This window comes from Alitabrizicola rongguiensis (genome assembly GCF_021491355.1).
Lineage (GTDB): Bacteria > Pseudomonadota > Alphaproteobacteria > Rhodobacterales > Rhodobacteraceae > Aliitabrizicola > Aliitabrizicola rongguiensis.
On record NZ_JAKENF010000001.1, the window covers coordinates 629803 to 648797 of the forward strand.

At 64.2% G+C, this 18995-nt stretch carries 18 protein-coding genes; 10 read left to right on the forward strand and 8 right to left on the reverse strand.

What is annotated here, in order from left to right:
- Window positions 1-67: 67 nt before the first annotated feature.
- Together L0V05_RS03160 and L0V05_RS03165 are read right to left on the reverse strand one after the other, a co-directional pair.
- Window positions 68-859: an SDR family oxidoreductase gene (locus tag L0V05_RS03160; protein ID WP_234868416.1), complete on the reverse strand. Its 792-nt coding sequence runs from the start codon at window positions 857-859 to the stop codon at window positions 68-70.
- A 180-nt stretch (window positions 860-1039) separates the two neighbouring features.
- Window positions 1040-1837, reverse strand: a complete 798-nt coding sequence (locus tag L0V05_RS03165; protein ID WP_234868418.1) for a S49 family peptidase — start codon at window positions 1835-1837, stop codon at window positions 1040-1042.
- A gap of 89 nt (window positions 1838-1926) precedes the next feature.
- Here L0V05_RS03165 and L0V05_RS03170 point away from each other — a divergent pair, with 89 nt between their 5' ends.
- From L0V05_RS03170 to L0V05_RS03200, 7 genes are all read left to right on the forward strand, one after another.
- A complete protein-coding gene (locus tag L0V05_RS03170; protein ID WP_234868420.1) occupies window positions 1927-2814 on the forward strand; it encodes a LysR family transcriptional regulator in 888 nt (295 codons plus the stop codon).
- Between the two features lie 86 nt (window positions 2815-2900).
- Window positions 2901-3374: a formate dehydrogenase subunit gamma gene (locus L0V05_RS03175; protein ID WP_234868422.1), complete on the forward strand. Its 474-nt coding sequence runs from the start codon at window positions 2901-2903 to the stop codon at window positions 3372-3374.
- Entirely contained in the window at window positions 3371-4900 is a 1530-nt protein-coding gene (locus L0V05_RS03180) for an NADH-ubiquinone oxidoreductase-F iron-sulfur binding region domain-containing protein (RefSeq protein WP_234868424.1), read from the forward strand. The genes L0V05_RS03175 and L0V05_RS03180 overlap by 4 nt, the downstream gene beginning before the upstream one ends.
- On the forward strand, window positions 4897-5112 hold the full coding sequence (locus L0V05_RS03185) for a DUF4287 domain-containing protein (protein WP_234868426.1): 216 nt from the start codon (window positions 4897-4899) through the stop codon (window positions 5110-5112). Before L0V05_RS03180 ends, L0V05_RS03185 begins: the two co-directional genes overlap by 4 nt.
- A 43-nt stretch (window positions 5113-5155) precedes the next feature.
- On the forward strand, window positions 5156-8035 hold the full coding sequence (gene fdhF / locus L0V05_RS03190) for a formate dehydrogenase subunit alpha (RefSeq protein ID WP_234868428.1): 2880 nt from the start codon (window positions 5156-5158) through the stop codon (window positions 8033-8035).
- Window positions 8032-8850 carry a formate dehydrogenase accessory sulfurtransferase FdhD gene (gene fdhD, locus L0V05_RS03195; RefSeq protein ID WP_406565947.1) on the forward strand — a complete coding sequence of 273 codons (819 nt, stop codon included), beginning with the start codon at window positions 8032-8034 and terminating at the stop codon, window positions 8848-8850. The genes fdhF and fdhD overlap by 4 nt, the downstream gene beginning before the upstream one ends.
- Window positions 8840-9061, forward strand: coding sequence for a formate dehydrogenase subunit delta (locus L0V05_RS03200; protein WP_234868432.1), 222 nt, complete (start codon window positions 8840-8842; stop codon window positions 9059-9061). Before fdhD ends, L0V05_RS03200 begins: the two co-directional genes overlap by 11 nt.
- A gap of 31 nt (window positions 9062-9092) precedes the next feature.
- Here L0V05_RS03200 and L0V05_RS03205 read toward each other — a convergent pair whose 3' ends face one another.
- Complete coding sequence (locus L0V05_RS03205) at window positions 9093-9794, reverse strand: sugar transferase (protein ID WP_234868434.1); 702 nt, start codon at window positions 9792-9794, stop codon at window positions 9093-9095.
- A gap of 524 nt (window positions 9795-10318) precedes the next feature.
- Here L0V05_RS03205 and L0V05_RS03210 point away from each other — a divergent pair.
- The gene (locus L0V05_RS03210) at window positions 10319-10969 is read left to right on the forward strand and encodes a pseudouridine synthase (RefSeq protein ID WP_234869188.1); all 651 of its coding nucleotides are present in this window, start codon (window positions 10319-10321) and stop codon (window positions 10967-10969) included.
- Here the strand turns inward: L0V05_RS03210 and L0V05_RS03215 are convergent.
- Window positions 10966-12945 (reverse strand): oxidoreductase, encoded by a 1980-nt coding sequence (locus tag L0V05_RS03215; RefSeq protein ID WP_234868436.1) that lies wholly within the window; start codon window positions 12943-12945, stop codon window positions 10966-10968. The two genes, L0V05_RS03210 and L0V05_RS03215, sit on opposite strands and share 4 nt — an antisense overlap.
- Window positions 12946-13197: 252 nt before the next feature.
- Here L0V05_RS03215 and L0V05_RS03220 point away from each other — a divergent pair, with 252 nt between their 5' ends.
- The gene (locus tag L0V05_RS03220) at window positions 13198-14385 is read left to right on the forward strand and encodes a porin (RefSeq protein ID WP_234868438.1); all 1188 of its coding nucleotides are present in this window, start codon (window positions 13198-13200) and stop codon (window positions 14383-14385) included.
- 6 nt (window positions 14386-14391) lie between these two features.
- On the opposite strand, the gene L0V05_RS03225 is transcribed toward L0V05_RS03220, so the two are convergent.
- Together L0V05_RS03225 and L0V05_RS03230 are read right to left on the reverse strand one after the other, a co-directional pair.
- Window positions 14392-15132 (reverse strand): metallophosphoesterase family protein, encoded by a 741-nt coding sequence (locus L0V05_RS03225; RefSeq protein WP_234868440.1) that lies wholly within the window; start codon window positions 15130-15132, stop codon window positions 14392-14394.
- Window positions 15129-16586: an aldehyde dehydrogenase family protein gene (locus tag L0V05_RS03230; RefSeq protein WP_234868442.1), complete on the reverse strand. Its 1458-nt coding sequence runs from the start codon at window positions 16584-16586 to the stop codon at window positions 15129-15131. The genes L0V05_RS03225 and L0V05_RS03230 overlap by 4 nt, the downstream gene beginning before the upstream one ends.
- A 246-nt stretch (window positions 16587-16832) precedes the next feature.
- Here L0V05_RS03230 and L0V05_RS03235 point away from each other — a divergent pair, with 246 nt between their 5' ends.
- Complete coding sequence (locus L0V05_RS03235) at window positions 16833-17492, forward strand: peroxiredoxin (protein ID WP_234868444.1); 660 nt, start codon at window positions 16833-16835, stop codon at window positions 17490-17492.
- Between the two features lie 18 nt (window positions 17493-17510).
- Here the strand turns inward: L0V05_RS03235 and L0V05_RS03240 are convergent, their stop codons facing one another.
- Both L0V05_RS03240 and L0V05_RS03245 read right to left on the reverse strand, forming a co-directional pair.
- Window positions 17511-17753 (reverse strand): DUF6525 family protein, encoded by a 243-nt coding sequence (locus L0V05_RS03240; protein ID WP_234868446.1) that lies wholly within the window; start codon window positions 17751-17753, stop codon window positions 17511-17513.
- Complete coding sequence (locus L0V05_RS03245) at window positions 17750-18952, reverse strand: GTP-binding protein (protein ID WP_234868449.1); 1203 nt, start codon at window positions 18950-18952, stop codon at window positions 17750-17752. Before L0V05_RS03245 ends, L0V05_RS03240 begins: the two co-directional genes overlap by 4 nt.
- Window positions 18953-18995: the final 43 nt, after the last annotated feature.

Below are 18995 nucleotides of genomic sequence, written 5' to 3' on the forward strand. Positions count from 1 at the left end.
TTAGGTTCGAAAGTGGAAAACTTGGGACAGTGTGTCGCGGAAGGAGGCCTGAATGCACCTTTCGTGCCTACTCCAGCCCAAGGATATCGGGCGTCTTCCAACCTAGGTGCTGACCGCCGTCAACGCAGATGATCTGGCCTGTGACGCCCGGTGCATCAAGGAAGAACCCAAGTGCGGCAGATATCTCTTCCGGGTTCGATCCGCGCTCCAGGACAGTGGCTGACCGCTGTCTGGCGAAATGCTCGGCGCTTTGGCGGGCGCCCTGCATCGTCGGGCCGGGTCCGATTCCGTTGACGCGCACGGCGGGTGCCAGCGCCTGAGCAGACGTCCGGGTCAGCGCCCACAAGCCCATCTTGGCAATCGTGTAGGACATGAACTCTGGCGTGAGTTTGTTGACGCGCTGGTCGAGCATGTTGACGATCAGCGCCTGCGCTTGCGGTTCACCTCGGGCATCGGTCAGCGGCGCGGGGGCCTGGGCCCCAAAGGCTTGGGTCAGGACGAAAGGCGCGCGCAGGTTCGATTCGATGTGGCGGTCCCAGCTTTCGCGGCTGGCGGTCCGTATGTTGTCATATTCGAACACTGAGGCATTGTTGACGAGAACGGTCAAAGGGCCGCCCAAGGCAGCATCCGCCTGCGGCAAAAGGGTCTGCGTCTCGGCTTCGTTCAGCAAATCGGCGTGCAGGGCAACCGCAGCCCGGCCCATCGCCCGGATCTCATCCACCGTGGCAAGGGCCTCCGCTTCCGAGGACGCATAGTGCACCGCCACGTCATAACCCCGGCGCGCCAGATATAGGGCCATTTCCCTGCCAAGTCGGCGCGCGCCGCCGGTCACCAGGGCGTGCTTCGGGGGCTCTGTCATGCCTTTCCCTTTTTGCAGGCACAGGGGCCTTTGCCGATCAGATAGGCCCCGCAGCGTGGGCAGGTCGCGGGTCCGGTCAACCGGGACTTCCGCCCACGAACCGGAAACAGGGCTCGGCTGACCAGCGCGATCAGGACCATTCCAGCCAGAAACAGGAGCGCGACCTTGGCCAGCATCGGATCAAAGCCCGTATCGGGACCAGAGCGCCCGGTCTTCGAGCGCGCCCATGGCTTCGCCCGCCAACTGCATGCCGAACCGGCGCAGAAGCGACCGGCGGGGTCCGTAGGGCACGAGCCGCACCTTTTCGCCGTAGATCTCCTTCATCTTCGGGACAAGATGGCCCAGACCGTCGGCGAGGCCAACCGTGACGGCCCCATTGCCCACCCAGATGTCGGCATTGAAGAGATCCGCGCGCTCGTCCAGTCGCCCGGCCCTACGGGCTTTCACATGAGCGATGAAGGCCTGATGGATCGGCTCCTGCAACGCCTTGAGACGCGCGATATCCTCGGGCTTTTCGGGCAGGAATGGGTCGGCAAGGCTCTTCGAGCGGCCGGACGTCACGACGCGGCGCTCGATCCCCTGTCTGGCCATTAACTCCGGGAAACCGAAGCTGGCGAAGATCACCCCGATCGAGCCGACGATCGAACTGTCATCCACCCAGATGTGATCTCCGGCACAAGCCAACCAATATCCGCCCGAGGCCGCGACATCCTCGACAAAGGCATGGACCTCTACCCCCTTCTCGGCTGCAAGACGGCGGATACGCGCCGCAATCAGCGAGGACTGCACTGGCGATCCGCCCGGGGAATTGATGACAAGCGCCACGGCACGCGGCTTGCCGCGGGCAAAGGCCTTTTCGATAACTGGCGCAATGCCGGCATCGCTGAGTGCGCCACCACGACCCGAGGCGATGACGCCTTGGAGGCGGATGACCGGGACAACAGGGTGGCGGCTTCGGAACGGGATGATGGACCACATGAAACGGACTTAGGGCAGGCGGGCGCCTGCAACAAGCGTCAACCTCCGCCAAGGTTGCCGGACACGCGATTTGCTGCGATCACCTGCGCATGATCGACAAGCTGGAAATGTTCATCGCGCTGGCGAACGAACGGCACTTCGGCCGGGCGGCCGAAGTCTGCGGGGTGACGCAGCCGACGCTTTCTTCGGCAATCCGCCAACTGGAAGACCAGTTGGGCGTGCAACTGGTCTTTCGTGGCTCGCGGTTCCAGGGACTGACCCCGGAAGGCGAAAGAGTACTGGAGCGGGCCCGCGGGATCGTGGGCGACATGCGCGCGCTCAAGTCCGAGATGAAGGCGGTGAGAAGCGGCCTCTCGGGCACGCTTCGACTGGGGGTCATCCCGACTGCCCTGCCGATGGTGGCGGACCTGACCGGCCCGTTCACGGCGCGCCATCCGAACGTGCGCGTGGCGGTCTATTCGCGCACTTCGGCCGAGATCCTGTCGGGGATCGAGCGGCTGGAGCTTGATGCCGGCATCACCTATCTCGACAACGAGCCGCTCGGGCGCGTGGCGCAGGTACCTCTTTACACCGAATTCTACCGGCTCCTTTGCGCGCCGGGCATGCCGCTGGCCAATCGCGCCCACGTAACCTGGGCAGAGGTGGCAGAGCTGCCGCTGTGCCTTCTGACTTCGGACATGCAGAACCGCCGGATCGTGAACCAGCACCTTGCCGATACCGGGGCGATGGTGACACCGCAGATCGAGTCCAACTCCACCATCGCGCTGATCGGGCATGTCCTGACGGGCCGGTGGGCCTCGGTCGTGCCGACGAAGCTCGCGCAGATGTTCACCGGCGGGGACCGGCTGCGGGCCATCCCTATCGTCGAGCCGGAGGCCGAGCATGTCGTCGGCCTGGTGACCGCTCGGCGCGACACGGTGACGCCAGTGCTGACGGCGCTTCTGATGGAAGCCGAACGGTTTGGAGTGCGTCGATAGACGATGTCTATCGACTGACGGGATTTCCCCATTGAAACCCCTATCGTGACGGCGCAAAATCTTGGCAGCCAACCGGAGGGCCAGCCATGACTTCAGCCAGCGCGGAAATCGCCGCGCGCGTCGAGGATATCCTTGCCGCGCATCAGGGGGTGGAAGGGCCTCTCCTGCCGATTCTCCATGCCGTGCAGGAGAGCTTTGGCTACGTGCCGCAGGACGCCCTTCCGCTGATCGCCGCGAACCTGAACCTTGGCCGTGCCGAAGTGCACGGGGTCATGAGCTTCTATCACGACTTCCGCGAGAACCCGGCTGGAAACCATGTGCTGAAGCTGTGCCGGGCGGAAGCCTGCCAGTCGATGGGTGCCGACAGGGTGGCGGCCCATGCGCAGCGCCGCCTCGGGATCGAATGGCATGAGACGACCAAGGACGGCGCCGTGACTTTGGAGCCGGTCTTCTGCCTCGGCCTTTGTGCCTGTGCCCCTGCGGCGATGCTGGATGGAAGGCTCGTCGGCCGTGTGGACGAGGAGCAGGTCGATGCGCTGATCGCGGAGGTGCAGGCATGAAGATCTACGTTCCCCGCGATGCTGCCGCCAGGGCCCTTGGTGCCGACGCCGTCGCTGCCGCCGTTCAGGCAGAGGTGGCCCGTCGCGGCTGCGACGTTCAGGTGGTGCGCAACGGCTCGCGCGGGATGATCTGGCTGGAGCCGCTCGTCGAGATTGAGACGGCGACGGGGCGATATGCCTTCGGCCCGATGACGGCCAAGGACGTGTCGGCACTGTTCGACGCGGAACTGCATGACCACCCGAAGGCGCTTGGCCTGACGGAAGACTTGCCCTGGATGAAGGCTCAGACCCGCCTGACCTTTGCGCGGGTCGGGTTGATCGACCCGCTTTCGCTGGCGGATTACGATGCACAGGGCGGCTTGGCAGGGCTACGCCGGGCGCTTGGCATGTCCTCGGGCGAGATCGTCGCAGAGGTGACAGAATCCGGGCTGCGCGGCCGGGGCGGAGCCGGCTTCCCGACGGGCATCAAGTGGAAGACGGTGGCCGAGGCCAAGGCCGACCGCAAATACATCGTCTGCAACGCCGATGAAGGCGACAGCGGCACCTTTGCCGACCGTATGCTGATGGAAGGCGATCCCTTCTGTCTGATCGAGGGGATGACCATTGCCGGCATCGCGGTCGGGGCGACGAAGGGTTATGTCTATATCCGCTCGGAATATCCCGATGCCATCGAGGTGATGCAGGCCGCGATCGGTCTGGCGCACGGGGCCGGACTGCTGGGCGTCTCGGTTCTCGGCTCGGGTCGCGCCTTCGACCTCGAGGTCCGGGTCGGCGCGGGGGCCTATGTCTGCGGCGAGGAAACCTCGCTACTGAACTCGCTCGAAGGCAAGCGCGGCGTGGTCCGCGCCAAACCGCCTCTGCCGGCGCTGCAGGGCCTGTTCGGCAAGCCTACGGTCGTGAACAACGTCATTTCGCTGGCGACCGTGCCGGTGGTCCTTTCGAAAGGTGCCGGCTTCTACCGTGATTTCGGGATCGGCCGGTCGCGCGGGACCATGCCGCTACAGATCGCCGGGAACGTGAAGCATGGTGGGCTGTTCGAGGCGGCCTTTGGCCTGACCCTGAGCGAGATCGTCGAGAAGATCGGTGGCGGCACGGCTTCCGGACGCCCGGTGAAGGCGGTGCAGGTCGGCGGCCCGCTTGGTGCCTATTTCCCGGTGTCGATGTTCGACACACCGTTCGGCTACGAGGATTATGCCGCGAAGAACGGGTTGATCGGCCATGCCGGGATCGTCGTCTTCGACGACACCGCCGACATGCTGAAACAGGCCCGCTTCGCCCTGGAATTCTGCGCCATCGAAAGCTGCGGCAAGTGCACTCCCTGCCGGATCGGCGCGGTACGCGGGGTCGAGACGGTGGACCGCATCGCGCGCGGCGACGCCGCGGCGGTACCGCTGCTGACCGACCTTTGCGAGACGATGAAGGCGGGTTCACTTTGCGCACTTGGCGGCTTCACGCCTTATCCGGTGATGTCGGCGCTGACCCATTTCCCCGATGATTTCGCGCCACTGAAGGAAGCCGCGGAATGACCGGGGAGAAGGTCAAGGGACCGTCCAGCTACTTTCCGTCGATCGAAAAGACCTACGGTCAGCCGATAGCGCACTGGAAGGCCCTGATCCGCGAACAGGCCGGGCTGAAGCACATGGAGCTGGTGAACTGGCTCAAGGAACACCACGGCCTCGGGCACGGCCATGCCAACGCGCTGGTCGCCCATACGCTGGCCGAGGACGGCAAGAAATGACTGGGGAAGCCACGCCCTTCGGGCGCGAGTGAGGACGCGAGACATGAAAGACTTCATCATCCCCGACCGCGATTTCGGCACACCCGCCGCGAAATCGAAACAGATGGTCACCCTGACCATCGACGGCTTTGACGTGACCGTGCCGGAAGGCACCTCGATCATGCGCGCCGCCGCCGAGGCCGGGATTTCAGTCCCGAAGCTTTGCGCCACAGACTCCGTTGATGCCTTCGGCTCCTGCCGCCTGTGCCTTGTCGAGATCGAGGGTCGGGCTGGCACGCCCGCCTCCTGCACCACGCCGGTCGCGCCGGGCCTGAAGGTGCATACCCAGACCGGCAAGCTCAAGCAGCTGCGCCGGGGCGTTATGGAGCTTTACATCTCGGACCACCCGCTGGATTGCCTGACCTGCTCGGCCAATGGCGATTGCGAATTGCAGGACATGGCGGGGGCGGTCGGCCTGCGCGACGTGCGCTACGAGGCGGTCGAGACGCATTTCAAGGCGAAGAACACCAGTGGCGAGGCCAATCCGCAATGGCTGCCCAAGGACGACAGCAACCCCTACTTCACCTATGATCCGTCGAAATGCATTGTCTGCTCGCGTTGCGTGCGGGCCTGCGAAGAGGTGCAGGGCACCTTCGCGCTGACGATCCAGGGCCGGGGCTGGGACAGCCGTGTGTCGGCGGGGATGAAGGGCGACAGCTTCCTGACCTCCGACTGCGTATCCTGCGGGGCCTGTGTGCAGGCCTGCCCGACCGCGACGCTGCAGGAAAAGTCGGTGATCGATATCGGCACGCCCGACCGCTCGGTCATCACCACCTGCGCCTATTGCGGCGTCGGCTGTTCCTTCAAGGCCGAGATGCGCGGCGATGAACTTGTCCGCATGGTCCCCTACAAGCACGGCAAGGCCAACCGTGGCCATAGCTGCGTCAAGGGCCGCTTCGCCTATGGCTATGCCACGCACCGCGACCGCATCCTGAAGCCGATGATCCGCGACACGATCAACGAGCCGTGGCGCGAGGTCAGCTGGACCGAGGCGCTGACCTTTGCCGCCAACCGCCTGCGCGGCATTCAGGAGCAGTACGGCCGCCAGTCGATCGGCGTCATCACCTCGTCGCGCTGCACCAACGAGGAAACCTACCTCGTGCAGAAACTGGCCCGCGCGGTCTTCCGCAACAACAACACCGACACCTGCGCCCGCGTCTGCCATTCGCCCACCGGCTATGGCCTGGGCCAGGCCTTCGGCACCTCGGCCGGAACGCAGGATTTCGACTCGGTCGAAGAGACAGACGTGGTGATCGTGATCGGCGCCAACCCGACCGACGGCCACCCGGTCTTCGCCAGCCGGCTGAAGAAGCGGCTGCGTCAGGGCGCGCAGTTGATCGTCGTCGATCCGCGCCGGACCGATCTTGTGAAGTCGGCCCATATCAAGGCCGCGCATCACCTCGCGCTGAAGCCCGGCACCAACGTGGCCGTGGTGACCGCGCTGGCCCATGTGATCGTGACCGAAGGCCTGTGTGACGAGGCCTTCATCCGCGAGCGCTGCGAATGGGACGAGTTCCAGGACTACGCGGAATTCGTGAGCGACCCGCGCCATTCGCCCGAAGCCACCGAGATGCTGACCGGCGTTCCGGCCGAGGAACTGCGCAAGGCCGCGCGCCTGTTCGCCACCGGCGGCAACGGCTCGATCTATTACGGCCTCGGCGTGACCGAGCACAGCCAGGGCTCGACCACGGTCATGGCGATTGCGAACCTCGCCATGCTGACCGGCAATATCGGCCGGCCGGGTGTGGGCGTGAACCCGCTGCGCGGCCAGAACAACGTTCAGGGCTCCTGCGACATGGGATCATTCCCGCATGAGCTGCCGGGCTATCGCCATGTCAGCCGCGACGACGTGCGCGAGGTGTTCCAGAAGATCTGGGGCGTCGAGATCGACAACGAGCCGGGCCTGCGCATCCCCAACATGCTGGATGCCGCGGTGGAAGGCACCTTCAAGGGCCTGTACTGCCAGGGCGAGGACATCCTGCAATCCGACCCCGACACCAAGCATGTCGCGGCTGGCCTCGCGGCGATGGACTGCGTGATCGTCCATGACCTGTTCCTGAACGAGACCGCGAACTACGCCCATGTCTTCCTACCGGGGTCGACCTTCCTCGAAAAGGACGGAACGTTCACCAATGCCGAGCGCCGCATCAACCGCGTCCGCAAGGTGATGGCGCCGAAGAACGGCTATGCCGACTGGGAGATCACCCAGATGCTCGCCAATGCCATGGGCGCGGGCTGGGGCTATACCCATCCGAGCCAGATCATGGACGAGATCGCGCTGACCACGCCGAGCTTTGCCGGCGTGACCTACGAAAAGCTCGAGACCATGGGTTCGATCCAGTGGCCCTGCAACGAAAGCGCACCGGAAGGTACGCCCTTGATGCATGTGAACGGCTTCGTCCGCGGCAAGGGCAAGTTCATCCGCACGGAATATGTCGCGACCGATGAAAAGACCGGCCCGCGCTTCCCGCTTCTGCTGACCACCGGCCGCATCCTGTCGCAGTACAATGTCGGCGCGCAGACCCGGCGGACGGCGAACGTCGTCTGGCATGACGAGGATGTGCTCGAGATCCACCCCCACGACGCCGAGGTTCGCGGTGTGAACGAAGGCCAGTGGGTGCGGCTTGCCAGCCGCTCGGGCGACACGACTCTGCGCGCCAGGATCACCGACCGCGTCTCGCCCGGCGTGGTCTACACGACCTTCCACCATCCCGACACGCAGGCCAACGTCATCACGACCGATTATTCGGACTGGGCCACCAACTGCCCGGAATACAAGGTGACGGCGGTGCAGGTCAGCCCGTCAAACGGCCCGTCGGAATGGCAGGAAGAGTACAGCCAGATGGCGGACCTGTCCCGCCGCATCCTGCCCGCGGCCGAGTGATGCGGACGCACCGCCCCCTGCCCCGGACCCGCGTCACCGGCTCGCATGTCGAGACCGGGGCCAGGGTGCTGCCGGAGGAGGTAGCGGTCGCGCTCAGCTACAACGGGTCGACCCAGGCGGTGATGATGTCCACCCCCGCCGACCTGATCGACTTCGCCTACGGCTTTACCCTGACCGAGGGGATCGCCCGCCCGGACGAGATTGAAAGCGTCGAGGCAGTCGAGACGGATCTGGGCATCGACCTGCAGATCTGGCTGAAGGGCGAGGCAGGCGAGCGCTTGGCACAGCGCCGGCGGACCATGGCCGGGCCTGTTGGATGCGGCCTCTGCGGGATCGACAGCCTGTCTGAGGCCGTACGCCGGGCGCAACCGATCGAAGCGACCGATTTCGCCCTGCATGCGTCTCAGGTGTGGTCGGCCATCGCGAGCCTTCCACAGCACCAGCCCCTGCATGATGCCACCCGTGCCGCCCATGCGGCTGCCTTCTGGACCCCGGCAAATGGAATCCAGGCACTCCGAGAGGATGTCGGCCGGCACAATGCTCTCGACAAACTGGCCGGATCTCTGATCCGAGGGGGTGTCGAACGTAACCAAGGAGCACTCATCATCACTTCGCGCGTGTCGATCGACATGGTGCAGAAGGCGGCCGCGATCGGTTCTCCGGTGCTGATCGCCGTTTCCGCCCCAACGGCCACCGCCGTCGAGCAAGCGAACGCCGCCGGCATCACCCTGATCGCCTTGGCTCGCGCCGATCACTTCGAGGTCTTCAGCAGACCGGACCGCATCTTTCCCGACGAGGCTACCAATGTCGCATGACAAGCTGGTCTACATGGCCAACCAGATCGCAACCTTCTTCGAAAGCAAGCCTTACGACGAAGGCGTCGAGGGGGTTGCCAGTCACATCAATGCTTTCTGGGAACCGCGCATGCGCCGCCAACTGTTCGAGGTGCTCGACGCAGGCGGCGAAGGCCTGAAACCCCTTGTCCGGGAAGCCGCCGCGAATATCCGCCGGCCGGTCGCAGCCTGAGAAGAACGAGGGGCCGCCTGAGACGGCCCGATCAGTGACCTGTGCAGTGCAGAACGACCCGGACCGTACCGGCCAGAACCTTGAGATCGGTCGCAAGAGACAAGTCGCGTTCGTAATCTTCGTCGAACACCGCCCGGGCGGCAAAGGACGAGTCGTTGCGCGCCGAAATCTGCCAGTAGCCGGTCACACCGGGGCGCAGCGAGAAATAGGCCTGACCCGGATAAAGCGCCATTTGCGAGGTCATCATCGGCCGCGGGCCGACAAGGCTCATGTCGCCGATCAGCACGTTCCACAGCTGCGGCAACTCATCGAGAGAGCACTTGCGCAGAAGGCGGCCCAAACGCGTGATCCGGGGATCGTTCTTCAGCTTCTGTGTTTCGTCCCATTCAGTCCGCGCCTCCGGATGGCGGGCCAGATAGGCCTCCAGCCGAGCATCGGCATCAACGACCATGCTGCGCAATTTCCAGATGCGAAACGTCTTGCGGTTCAGACCGACGCGGTCCTGCGTGTAGAACGGCGATCCGCCATCGCGGGCGATGAGCAGAGCCAGTAGCAGCACCAAAGGGACCCAGAGCGGCGATGTCAGCAGCACGGCAGAGACATCGAGGACACGCTTGTACACCCGTTTGTAGGCGCCATGCTCGCGGCGCGACGGCAAGGCGGCAGAGCCGCCAGCGGACGGAGATACCGGTATAGAGGTCCTGGTGGGAAATTCCGGGTAGCTCAGGGTCATTGTAGGTAACTCCGGGACAATCGAGTTATCAGAACAGCCTGAGCGGGGGGCTGGCTTCCGGTCTTCATCGTAGTTGCGCTCATTCTCGCACGATCATTCTGCAACTGCGCTCCAGCCCGACGCCCCCATCCCTGGCTGGAAACACACTGTTAACCTTACCTGAGAGTTTAGCCCATCTGGGGCATTTGAAGCGAATGCTTTCTGCAATGCAGCACAAATCCCCGCGATTTTTTGCTCGGTCTGGCGCATTTGGCTCGCGCCGCGGCGGCGGATTGCCACCTTTCCGACTCTTCGCGATGAAATATCGATCAAGGATTCAGCAAATCACTTTCCCGCCGATTCTCTCGCGATCCCTCCCGACGAGCTGAGGGGCTATCGAGGCCCTGCCTCGCCGCTGCATTGCAGAATTCCCGACTGCTTCGGTTCGTCATTTCCTATTGTTTCCAAAATGAAAATAGACAACTGACGAACTCACAGCTGTGCCATCGGGCTTGACGGCGCAACTGGCTGCGGTAAGCGGCAGCATGACCGAGTTCCGCTATGATCCTCCTGATCTGCCGCTGCGCGTGTTGCATCACGACAGTGAAATCGTGGTCGTTGACAAACCGGCAGGGTTGCTTTCGGTACCTGGCCGAGGCGAGGATCGGGCCGACTGCCTGATCGCCCGGCTACGCGGCGTCTTCCCCGAAGTCCTGCTTGTTCACCGGCTGGACCTCGACACCTCGGGCGTCATGGTCTTCGCGCTGACGCGAAGGTCTCAGGCTGATCTGGGCCAGCAGTTTGAGACGCGGCAGGTCCGCAAGACTTACATCGCCCGGCTCTGGGGCAGGCTGGAGCCTGCAGAAGGCCGCGTCGATCTTCCACTGATTGTGGATTGGCCGAACCGGCCTCGGCAGCATGTGAACCACGAAACCGGGCGCCCGGCCCAGACCGACTGGAAGGTTCTGGGTTCGGATGGGCAAGAAACGCGAGCCAGACTGACCCCTCTCACCGGACGAAGCCACCAACTGCGCGTCCATATGGCCGAGACCGGGCATCCGATACTCGGCGACCCGCTATATGCCGAGGGGGCCGCGCGCAACTATCCCCGTCTCATGCTTCATGCCGAGAGCCTGCGATTCCGCCATCCGGAGACCCGCAAGACGGTTACCTTCACCGCCCCCACTCCGTTCTAGAGCGCCAGCGCCGCCTTTCGTCCCTCGTGGAAGGCATAGGCGGCAAGACGCGGCGCGGAGCAGTCGCCGATCCGGATCGTCGCCTTGCCTTGGAACCGCTCGGGGAACGGGTCGAATGCAACATTCGTGGTCGCCATCACCAGCGCAGCGGCCGGGATCGTCCGCTCTTCCCCGGTCAGAAGGCTTTGCACCGTCACACCGTTGCCGTGCCAGCGCAGGAGGCGCGTCTCCGTCAGGAATTCCGCACCAAGCCGGGCAAGCCGCTGCCGGGCAGGGCCGTCCGCCGACGTGCGGGTGATCTCCTTGCCGACATAGGGGTCGGGCGTGACGATGGTCACTTTAATGCCCTGTTCGGCCATGGCCCATGCCGTGCCGACCCCACGCCAGTTGCCCCCCTCGTCATAGAGCACGACCGCGTCGCCAAGCCGCGCCTCGCGCCGCATCACCGCTTCCGGAGACCAGACCCGCGCGTCGAGGCCGGGAAGTCGGGGTTCGATCGGCAGCCAGCGCTGGAACCCCGTCTCGTCGGGCAACGAGCCCGTGGCGAGGATGACAGTGTCGGCGGGATGGGCGGCAATCTCGTCGGTGTCGAGGAAGGTGTTGAGGCGAAGACTCACACCGAGCCTGTCGAACTGCCGCTCGTACCAGTCGAGCAGGTCGAGGATCTGGGCACGGCGGGGCTGCATCCCGGCCAGACGGAACTGGCCGCCCACCTTCGACGCGGCCTCGACGATTTCGACCTGGTGGCCGCGCTCGGCGGCAGCGCGGGCGGCCTCCAACCCAGCTGGTCCGGCGCCGACGACCAGGACATGTTTTTTTTCAGCTACTGGCGCAAAGCGGTCGCCACCCCATTCCCATTCCCGCCCGACCGACGGGTTGATGAGGCAGGAGATCCAGTAGTCGCGGCTGCGGCGGCCCCAGCACATCTGGTTGCAGGAAATGCAGCCGCGGACATCCTCGGCCCGACCCTCGGCGGTCTTGCGGGCAAGATGCGGGTCGGCGATCTGGCCGCGCACGATCGAGACCATATCGGCCTGCCCAGAGGCGATGATCGTCTCCGCATTCTCGGGCGTACGCACATGCGCCTCTGAAGTGATCCTGGCGTGTTTCACGACCTGCTTCAGACGCTCGGTGACCGGGGTGGTGAGCTTCTCAGCGAACAGGAAGGTTGGCATCAGCCGCTCGAAGTCGAGATAGCCGCCATGGCCGACGGTAACATAGTCCACGTCACCCGTTTCATCGTGCAGCGCGATGATCTCGCAGAGATCGTCGATACTTGGCAGTATCCCGGGATAGGCGTCGGACCACGAGATCGCGAGACCGATGATGAAGTCCGGGCCGCACGCCGCACGGATCCGGTCAATCAGGGTGCGAGAGAAACGCGTGCGGTTCTCAAGACTGCCACCCCATTTGTCCGCCCGCCGGTTCGACCAGGGCGACCAGAACTGGTCGAGCAGCGAATGGTAGGCCGCCCAAACTTCGACCCCCTGGAAGCCCCCCTTCTGGCAGCGCACGGCAGCAGCGACATGCGCCTGGAGCAATTCCTCGAGCTCGGCCTCGGTCATGGCGTGGGAGCCGTCGCTGTCGTGGTAAGACGGCCCACCCGACGGCGACCAATGGGGCGCGAAGGACAGGTCGGAATCGCCATGCGCACCAACATGATACAGTTGCTGCAGGATCACCGCTCCCTCGGCCTTCACCGGTTCGGTCACCTTGCGGAAATGCGGGATGACCTCGTCGGTTGAGTGCAGGAAGTTGCCGCGTGTCAGCACACCTGTGCGATGTACTGGCATGGGTTCCGCAACGATCATGCCCGCGCCGCCTAGCGCTCGTTCTAGGTAGTAGGCTGCAGTTCGGGGGCCGGGCAGCCCCATGTCGGACATGTTGTTGGTATGTGCGCCAAAGACAATCCGGTTGCGCAATCTGTGGCCGCGAAGCGTGATCGGGGAAAGGACATGTGCATGCTGGCTGGTCATGGCGGGCTCCGTGAAGGTGCCAAGCTAAGCGCAAGATCACGAAAATCACGACGCGCGATGCGACCTGCAAAGGGGTTCTCATGTCGCAAATGGTCCGCATGCCATGTGCCACAGAAGACGGTCGAAGACCCCGATGCAGCGCAACGGCGCTTGATCGGATAGAGCAAAGCGGTCACGCTTCCGGTATGAAGGCCGACTGTTTGGGCGTGGCGAGGCTTTCCTCTCTGGCCAGCTGGCAGAAAGTGGGGGGCGATGGGCAGACTGGGAAACGGATCGCTGGTTGGTTGCCTTGTCGCGCTTTGTGCATCGGCCGCTGCTGCGCAGGGCAGGCCCGCTACGGATTTCGACTATGACGACCTCCAATCCGAAGTTCCGATCGAATCCGAGGTCTTTACGCCGAAGCTGACCTATGGCGGCCCCGGCGGAAACGTCTTCACCTTCTATGGCCAGATCAACCTGACGTATCAGAGCTTTGATGACGGCACCGAAACCACGAGCGGGCTTGTCGACAACGGCAACTGGAATACCCGGATCGGCTTTACCTACACCCAGCCGTTCGAGGAGTTGACGCTGCGCTATCGCTTCGAGACCGGTCTTGGCCTTCGCAACAGCGCCCTTGTCTCGCAGACATTCGAGCCACCTTGGATCGACTGGCAGAAGACCGCGCTGCGCTGGTTCGAGGTGGCCGCGGATTCCCGCATCGGGACATTCTCTTTCGGTCAGGGCAGCACGGCTTCGGACGGCACAGCCGGTCTTGATGACAGCTTCACCTTCGTCGCCGGCGCGACGAACTCGACCGACGGTTTCGGCTCGTTCCGGTTCAGGGATGCGGATGGAAACCTCACGAATGTCTCAATCGGCCAGGTCAACAACGCCTTCAACGGCACCCGCCGCTTTCGCGCACGCTACGACACGCCGGTCTTCAACGGCGTCATGCTTTCAACCTCGTACGGTCGCAACATCCTCACCGACGCGGACAATGCGGATTACTACGATGTTGCCATCCGCTGGACAGGTGACCTGGGCGATATCGAGGTAAGGACTGCGGCCGGATACCAGTGGATCGACGACCCGGATAGCGGCCTGACTCGGCGCGTCGCTGGATCGGTCACGGGTGTGCATGTCCCGACTGGACTGAACCTGTCCCTCTCGGTCGGACAACAGATCGACGGAGCGAGCTACTACTGGGCGCGGGCCGGGTGGCAGACCGACGCGATTGCGGCAGGGACGACCTACCTGTCAGTCGACTACTACAACGGAAGCGATTTCCTCTCCGAAGGCGCAAAGACCGAGAACTACGGCATCTACGCCGTACAGGACATCGACTCGCTGTCGCTGAACCTTTACGCGGGCTGGCGACGGTTCACCTATAGCGACCAGCTGGGCAACAGCTACCAGGATGCCGACGGACTTCTGATCGGCGCGCGCTGGTTCTTCTGATGGCTCTCAGGGTTTGGGCAGCCAGCCGGTTTCAAGAACGCTGGCCCAGTCTGGGCGATCACGCGATGCGGCAAGCTTGGCAGCACGAAGGGGATCATAGGCAACTCGCCGGAAGGTTACCGACCAGCCATCCCCGACAGCGTCAATGATCGCATAGCAGGCATGAGGCGTTCCGGCCTCGGCACGGTGGTAGACCGGGTGATCATCCTCATAGCCCGGACAGCCAACCGAACCCGGATTCACGACCAGGCGCCCGTCGGGCAATCTGACCACTGATGCAAGGTGGGTATGCCCGCACAGCAGCAGACCAGCATCGACGTCAGCGGCCAAGCGGGCAACGCGCGCCGGCTCGCTAGGGACGAACAAACCGTCCGGTCGCACATCATGCAACCAATACGTTGTGTCGTCCTGAGGAGTCGCGTGACACAGGAAGATATCGTCAATCCGACGCGTCGCGGGAAGCGTGCCCAGCCAGTCGAGATGAGCGGGAGTCAGATGCGGCAACGAATCCGCCTCCCAAGGGCCAATGGGATCGGGGCGCCCGACCAGCCACCGGTCGTGATTGCCCCGAACGGTCGGCCAGTCGAGCCGCATCAGCAGATCGGCGGTTTCCCCGGGCCACAGCGGCCCGGAGAAGCAATCGCCAAGGTTGACCGTCAGGTCAGGCGATTGCAGCGCAAGGTCGTCCAGAACGGCGTTCAGGGCATCAAGGTTGCCATGAACATCGGCCAGGACGGCAAGCCTCATTCGGCGGCCATGTCGATGGCGGAATCCCAGCCCGAGATCGCCTTGACCTCGAGGAATTCCTCCAGCCCCCAGATGCCGCCTTCGCGGGCGCGGCCAGAGGCCTTCACGCCACCGAAGGGCGACCCGGCGCCACGGCTCTTGCCGTTCATCTGCACCATGCCCGACTTCAGTTGCAGCGCGAGGCGGTTGCGACGCGCGCCATCCTGGCTTTGCACGTAGTTGGTCAGGCCATAGGGCGTGTCATTGGCGATCTGCACGGCTTCCGCCTCGGTCTCGAAGGGGATCATGCAAAGGACCGGGCCGAAGATCTCTTCCTTCTCGATCGTCATGCCGGGCTTCACGTCGGCGAAGATCGTGGGCTTCACGTAGAAGCCGCGGTTGAAGCCTTCCGGCAGGCCGGGGCCGCCGGCGATCAGGCGCGCGCCCTCGTCGATGCCCTTCTGGATGTAGCCCTGGATCTGGTCCCATTGGCGCTTGTTCACCACCGGTCCCATATGCGGGCCTTCCTCATGGGCGGAGCCGACCTTGATCTCTCCCGCAACCTTGGCCGCGATTTCCACCGCGCGGTCGTAGATCGGGCGCTCGACCAGCATGCGGCTCGGCGCGTTGCAGGACTGGCCCGAGTTGTCCATCATGTGACGCACGCCGCGCTCCACCGCCCGATCATCGGCATCGGCGAAGATCAGGTTGGCGCCCTTGCCCCCAAGCTCCAGCGTCACGCGCTTCAGCGTCTCGGCAGCGGCCTTGGAAATGGCGCGGCCGGCGCGGGTCGATCCGGTGAAGGAGATCATCTCGACATCCGGATGGGTCGACAACTGCGCGCCGACCCCCATGCCGTCGCCGTTCACCAGGTTGAACACGCCCGGCGGCAGGCCCGCGTCATGGCAGAACTCGGCGAAGATCATCGCGTTGAGCGGGCTTTCCTCGGACGGCTTCAGCACGCAGGTGCAGCCGGCCAGAATCGCCGGGATCGCCTTGAGGGCGATCTGGTTCATCGGCCAGTTCCACGGTGTGATCAGGCCGACGACACCGATCGGCTCCAGCGCAATGCGGTCGTTCGGCGCGTGGGGGCCCAGCGGGCGGACCCATTCGATATGATCGAAGGCGGTCAGGAAGTTCTTCAGATGCCAGGGCAGGCACGGAGCCTGTTCGCTGCGGGCATGGTCGAGGGGTGAACCCATTTCCATGCTGATCGCGCGGGCCAGTTCCTCTTTCCGCTTCTCGTACTGCTCGAGGATGCGGACGACCGCCGCCCGGCGCTCCGCTGGAGGCGTGGCGGCCCATTTCGGGAAGGCGGCCTTGGCGGCGGCGACGGCGGCATCGGTATCGGCCTTGTCGCCGAGCGAGATGATCGCGCAGACCTCTTCGTTCGACGGGTCGATGACGGCGCAGTCGCGCGGCGTGGCCGGGGCGACCCACTGGCCGTTGATGTAGAAGTCGCGTCTCTCGATCATGGGAACCCTCCAGATAATTTGATCAAATTATGTCAGTTCGAGACGTTGTCCGCAAGGCGTCCCCGTCGAAACGAACCTTCTGTCCGCGTCCTCGGCGACAGGATGGCCATATTGTCTGCCGGGTGTCTGGCAGAAAGCGACCAACTTTCGGGGCCTCGCCGTCGCAGTTTGGCCAGAAGGGACTAGTGTCCGCTCACATTGGGTTTATCTAGACAGGGCAGCAGTCTTTTCCATGGAGGATTCCCTATGGGACTTCGCATCAACGACATCGCCCCCGACTTCACCGCCGAGTCGACCGCCGGAACGATCCGGTTCCACGACTGGGTCGGCGACGGCTACGCGATCATCTTCTCGCATCCCAAGGACTTTACGCCGGTCTGCACCACGGAATTCGGTGCTGTCGCCCAACTGGCGAAAGAGTTCGAAAAACGGAACACCAAGGTGATCGGCGTGTCGGTCGACTCGGTCGAGGATCATCAGAAGTGGAAGCGCGACATCGAGGCCTTTGCCGGTGCGCCCGCAAATTTTCCGATCATCGACGACTCGTCACTGACCGTGGCCAAGGCCTATGACATGCTGCCGGCCGATTACTACAATCCGGCCGAGGGCCGCACCCCCGCTCATACGCAGACGGTGCGCACGGTCTACATCGTCGGGCCGGACAAGAAGGTGAAGCTGACCATGACCTACCCGATGTCGGTCGGTCGGAACTTCGCCGAGATCCTGCGCGCGCTGGATGCCGTACGCGCGACCGATGGCGTGCCGCTCGCGGCTCCGGCGAACTGGGTGCCCGGACAGGACATGATCGTGGCGCTGGCGCTGAACAACGATCAGGCAAAGGAACGCTTCGGCGAGCTGGACATCAAGCTCCCCTATCTGCGCTTTGCCAAAGTCAAGGTGGGCTGAGGTCGATTGCCGGCGCCGTCAGGGCGCCGGCGCGGCCAGCCGATCCCGCGCCAGCGTCTTCTGCTCGGCGCGGGTAAGCATCTGGACCGGATCCCGGCCCTCGGCCCGCGCCCGCTGCCAGATGCGCAAGGCACTCTGGACGCTCCAAGGCAAGGCGGCCGCTGCCAGCCAGCGGCGCAGCTCGGGAGGCAGACGATCGTAGGCAGCCATCCCGCCCGCCCGGTAGCGGACGGGCAGTGCCGAGCGGAGGTTTCGCGTCATGCCGTACGACGGCTCCAGTCAGGGAAGGGATCGGCGAGCTGGGCCCAGACGGTCGGGGTGAAGTCCGTCGTCGGAACCAGCGCGCGGTCGAGTACAGAGGTGATCGCCCCGCGGTCCATGCCCGAACCGATGAAGACGATCTCCTGCCGGCGATCGCCCCATGGCTCCTGCCATTTCGAAACGACCTCGCGCAGGGAGTCCGGGTCCGTCGGCCAGCGCTCGCGCGGGACCGAGGCCCACCATCCTCCAAGCGGCGTGACCGAGGACACCGCTCCGGCCAGCGAGAATTCCGCCACCCAGTTCGGCCGCGTCGCCAGCCAGAAATGCCCCTTGGCGCGGATCACGCCCGGCAGGTCGTCGTTCAGCACCGCATGGACACGCGCAGGGTGGAAGGGCGCGCGGGCCCGGTAGACGAAGGACGAGATGCCATACTCCTCCGTCTCGGGGGTGTGATTGGCGAATCCGTAAAGCTCCTTCGCCCAGAGCGGGTGCTCATGCGCGCGGTCAAAACCGAAGAGACGGGTGTCGAAGATCCGGGATGGATCGACCCGCGACTGGTCCGACTCGATCAGGCGGGCGTCCGGGTTCAGGGCTCGGATGATCGTGCGGGCCGCAGCTGCGCGCTCGGGTCCCGCATCTGTGACCTTGTTCAGGATCACGACATCGGCGAACTCGATCTGGTCCGTCAGCAGGTTCACAAGCGTGCGATTGTCCTGATCGCCAAGCGACTCGCCGCGATCGGCAAGGAAGTCATGGCTCGAATATTCGCGCAGCAGGTTGATCGCATCGACCACTGTCACCATCGTGTCCAACCGCGCCACGTCAGACAGGCTCTGCCCCTCGGCATCGCGGAAATCGAAAGTCGCGGCCACGGGCAGCGGTTCGGCGATCCCGGTCGATTCGATCAGCAGGTAGTCGAAGCGACCCTCGGCGGCGCGACGGCGCACCTCGGTCAGCAGGTCGTCGCGCAGGGTACAGCAGATGCATCCATTGGTCATCTCGACCAATTTCTCCTCCTGCCGCGACAGGTCCACGCCCTCGCGGATCAGGTCGGCGTCGATGTTCACCTCGGACATGTCGTTGACGATGACGGCGACGCGGCGTCCCTGGCGGTTGTTCAGGACATGGTTCATCAGCGTGGTCTTCCCGGCCCCGAGAAAGCCGGACAGGACGGTGACGGGAAGACGAAAGTCGGGCATCAGATCACTCCAAATGTAATGTTATATTATAACTCTCCAGTAA

Bases quoted from the DNA above. Each gene is read 5' to 3' on its own strand.
- L0V05_RS03170 (WP_234868420.1), top strand. From the start codon at position 1,927: ATGATCGACAAGCTGGAAATGTTCATCGCGCTGGCGAACGAACGGCAC.
- L0V05_RS03210 (WP_234869188.1), top strand. From the start codon at position 10,319: ATGACCGAGTTCCGCTATGATCCTCCTGATCTGCCGCTGCGCGTGTTG.
- L0V05_RS03235 (WP_234868444.1), top strand. From the start codon at position 16,833: ATGGGACTTCGCATCAACGACATCGCCCCCGACTTCACCGCCGAGTCG.
- L0V05_RS03220 (WP_234868438.1), top strand. From the start codon at position 13,198: ATGGGCAGACTGGGAAACGGATCGCTGGTTGGTTGCCTTGTCGCGCTT.
- L0V05_RS03215 (WP_234868436.1), bottom strand. From the start codon at position 12,945: ATGACCAGCCAGCATGCACATGTCCTTTCCCCGATCACGCTTCGCGGC.
- L0V05_RS03245 (WP_234868449.1), bottom strand. From the start codon at position 18,952: ATGCCCGACTTTCGTCTTCCCGTCACCGTCCTGTCCGGCTTTCTCGGG.
- L0V05_RS03205 (WP_234868434.1), bottom strand. From the start codon at position 9,794: ATGACCCTGAGCTACCCGGAATTTCCCACCAGGACCTCTATACCGGTA.
- L0V05_RS03240 (WP_234868446.1), bottom strand. From the start codon at position 17,753: ATGACGCGAAACCTCCGCTCGGCACTGCCCGTCCGCTACCGGGCGGGC.
- L0V05_RS03180 (WP_234868424.1), top strand. From the start codon at position 3,371: ATGAAGATCTACGTTCCCCGCGATGCTGCCGCCAGGGCCCTTGGTGCC.
- L0V05_RS03175 (WP_234868422.1), top strand. From the start codon at position 2,901: ATGACTTCAGCCAGCGCGGAAATCGCCGCGCGCGTCGAGGATATCCTT.
- L0V05_RS03165 (WP_234868418.1), bottom strand. From the start codon at position 1,837: ATGTGGTCCATCATCCCGTTCCGAAGCCGCCACCCTGTTGTCCCGGTC.
- L0V05_RS03200 (WP_234868432.1), top strand. From the start codon at position 8,840: ATGTCGCATGACAAGCTGGTCTACATGGCCAACCAGATCGCAACCTTC.
- L0V05_RS03185 (WP_234868426.1), top strand. From the start codon at position 4,897: ATGACCGGGGAGAAGGTCAAGGGACCGTCCAGCTACTTTCCGTCGATC.
- L0V05_RS03225 (WP_234868440.1), bottom strand. From the start codon at position 15,132: ATGAGGCTTGCCGTCCTGGCCGATGTTCATGGCAACCTTGATGCCCTG.
- fdhF (WP_234868428.1), top strand. From the start codon at position 5,156: ATGAAAGACTTCATCATCCCCGACCGCGATTTCGGCACACCCGCCGCG.
- L0V05_RS03160 (WP_234868416.1), bottom strand. From the start codon at position 859: ATGACAGAGCCCCCGAAGCACGCCCTGGTGACCGGCGGCGCGCGCCGA.
- L0V05_RS03230 (WP_234868442.1), bottom strand. From the start codon at position 16,586: ATGATCGAGAGACGCGACTTCTACATCAACGGCCAGTGGGTCGCCCCG.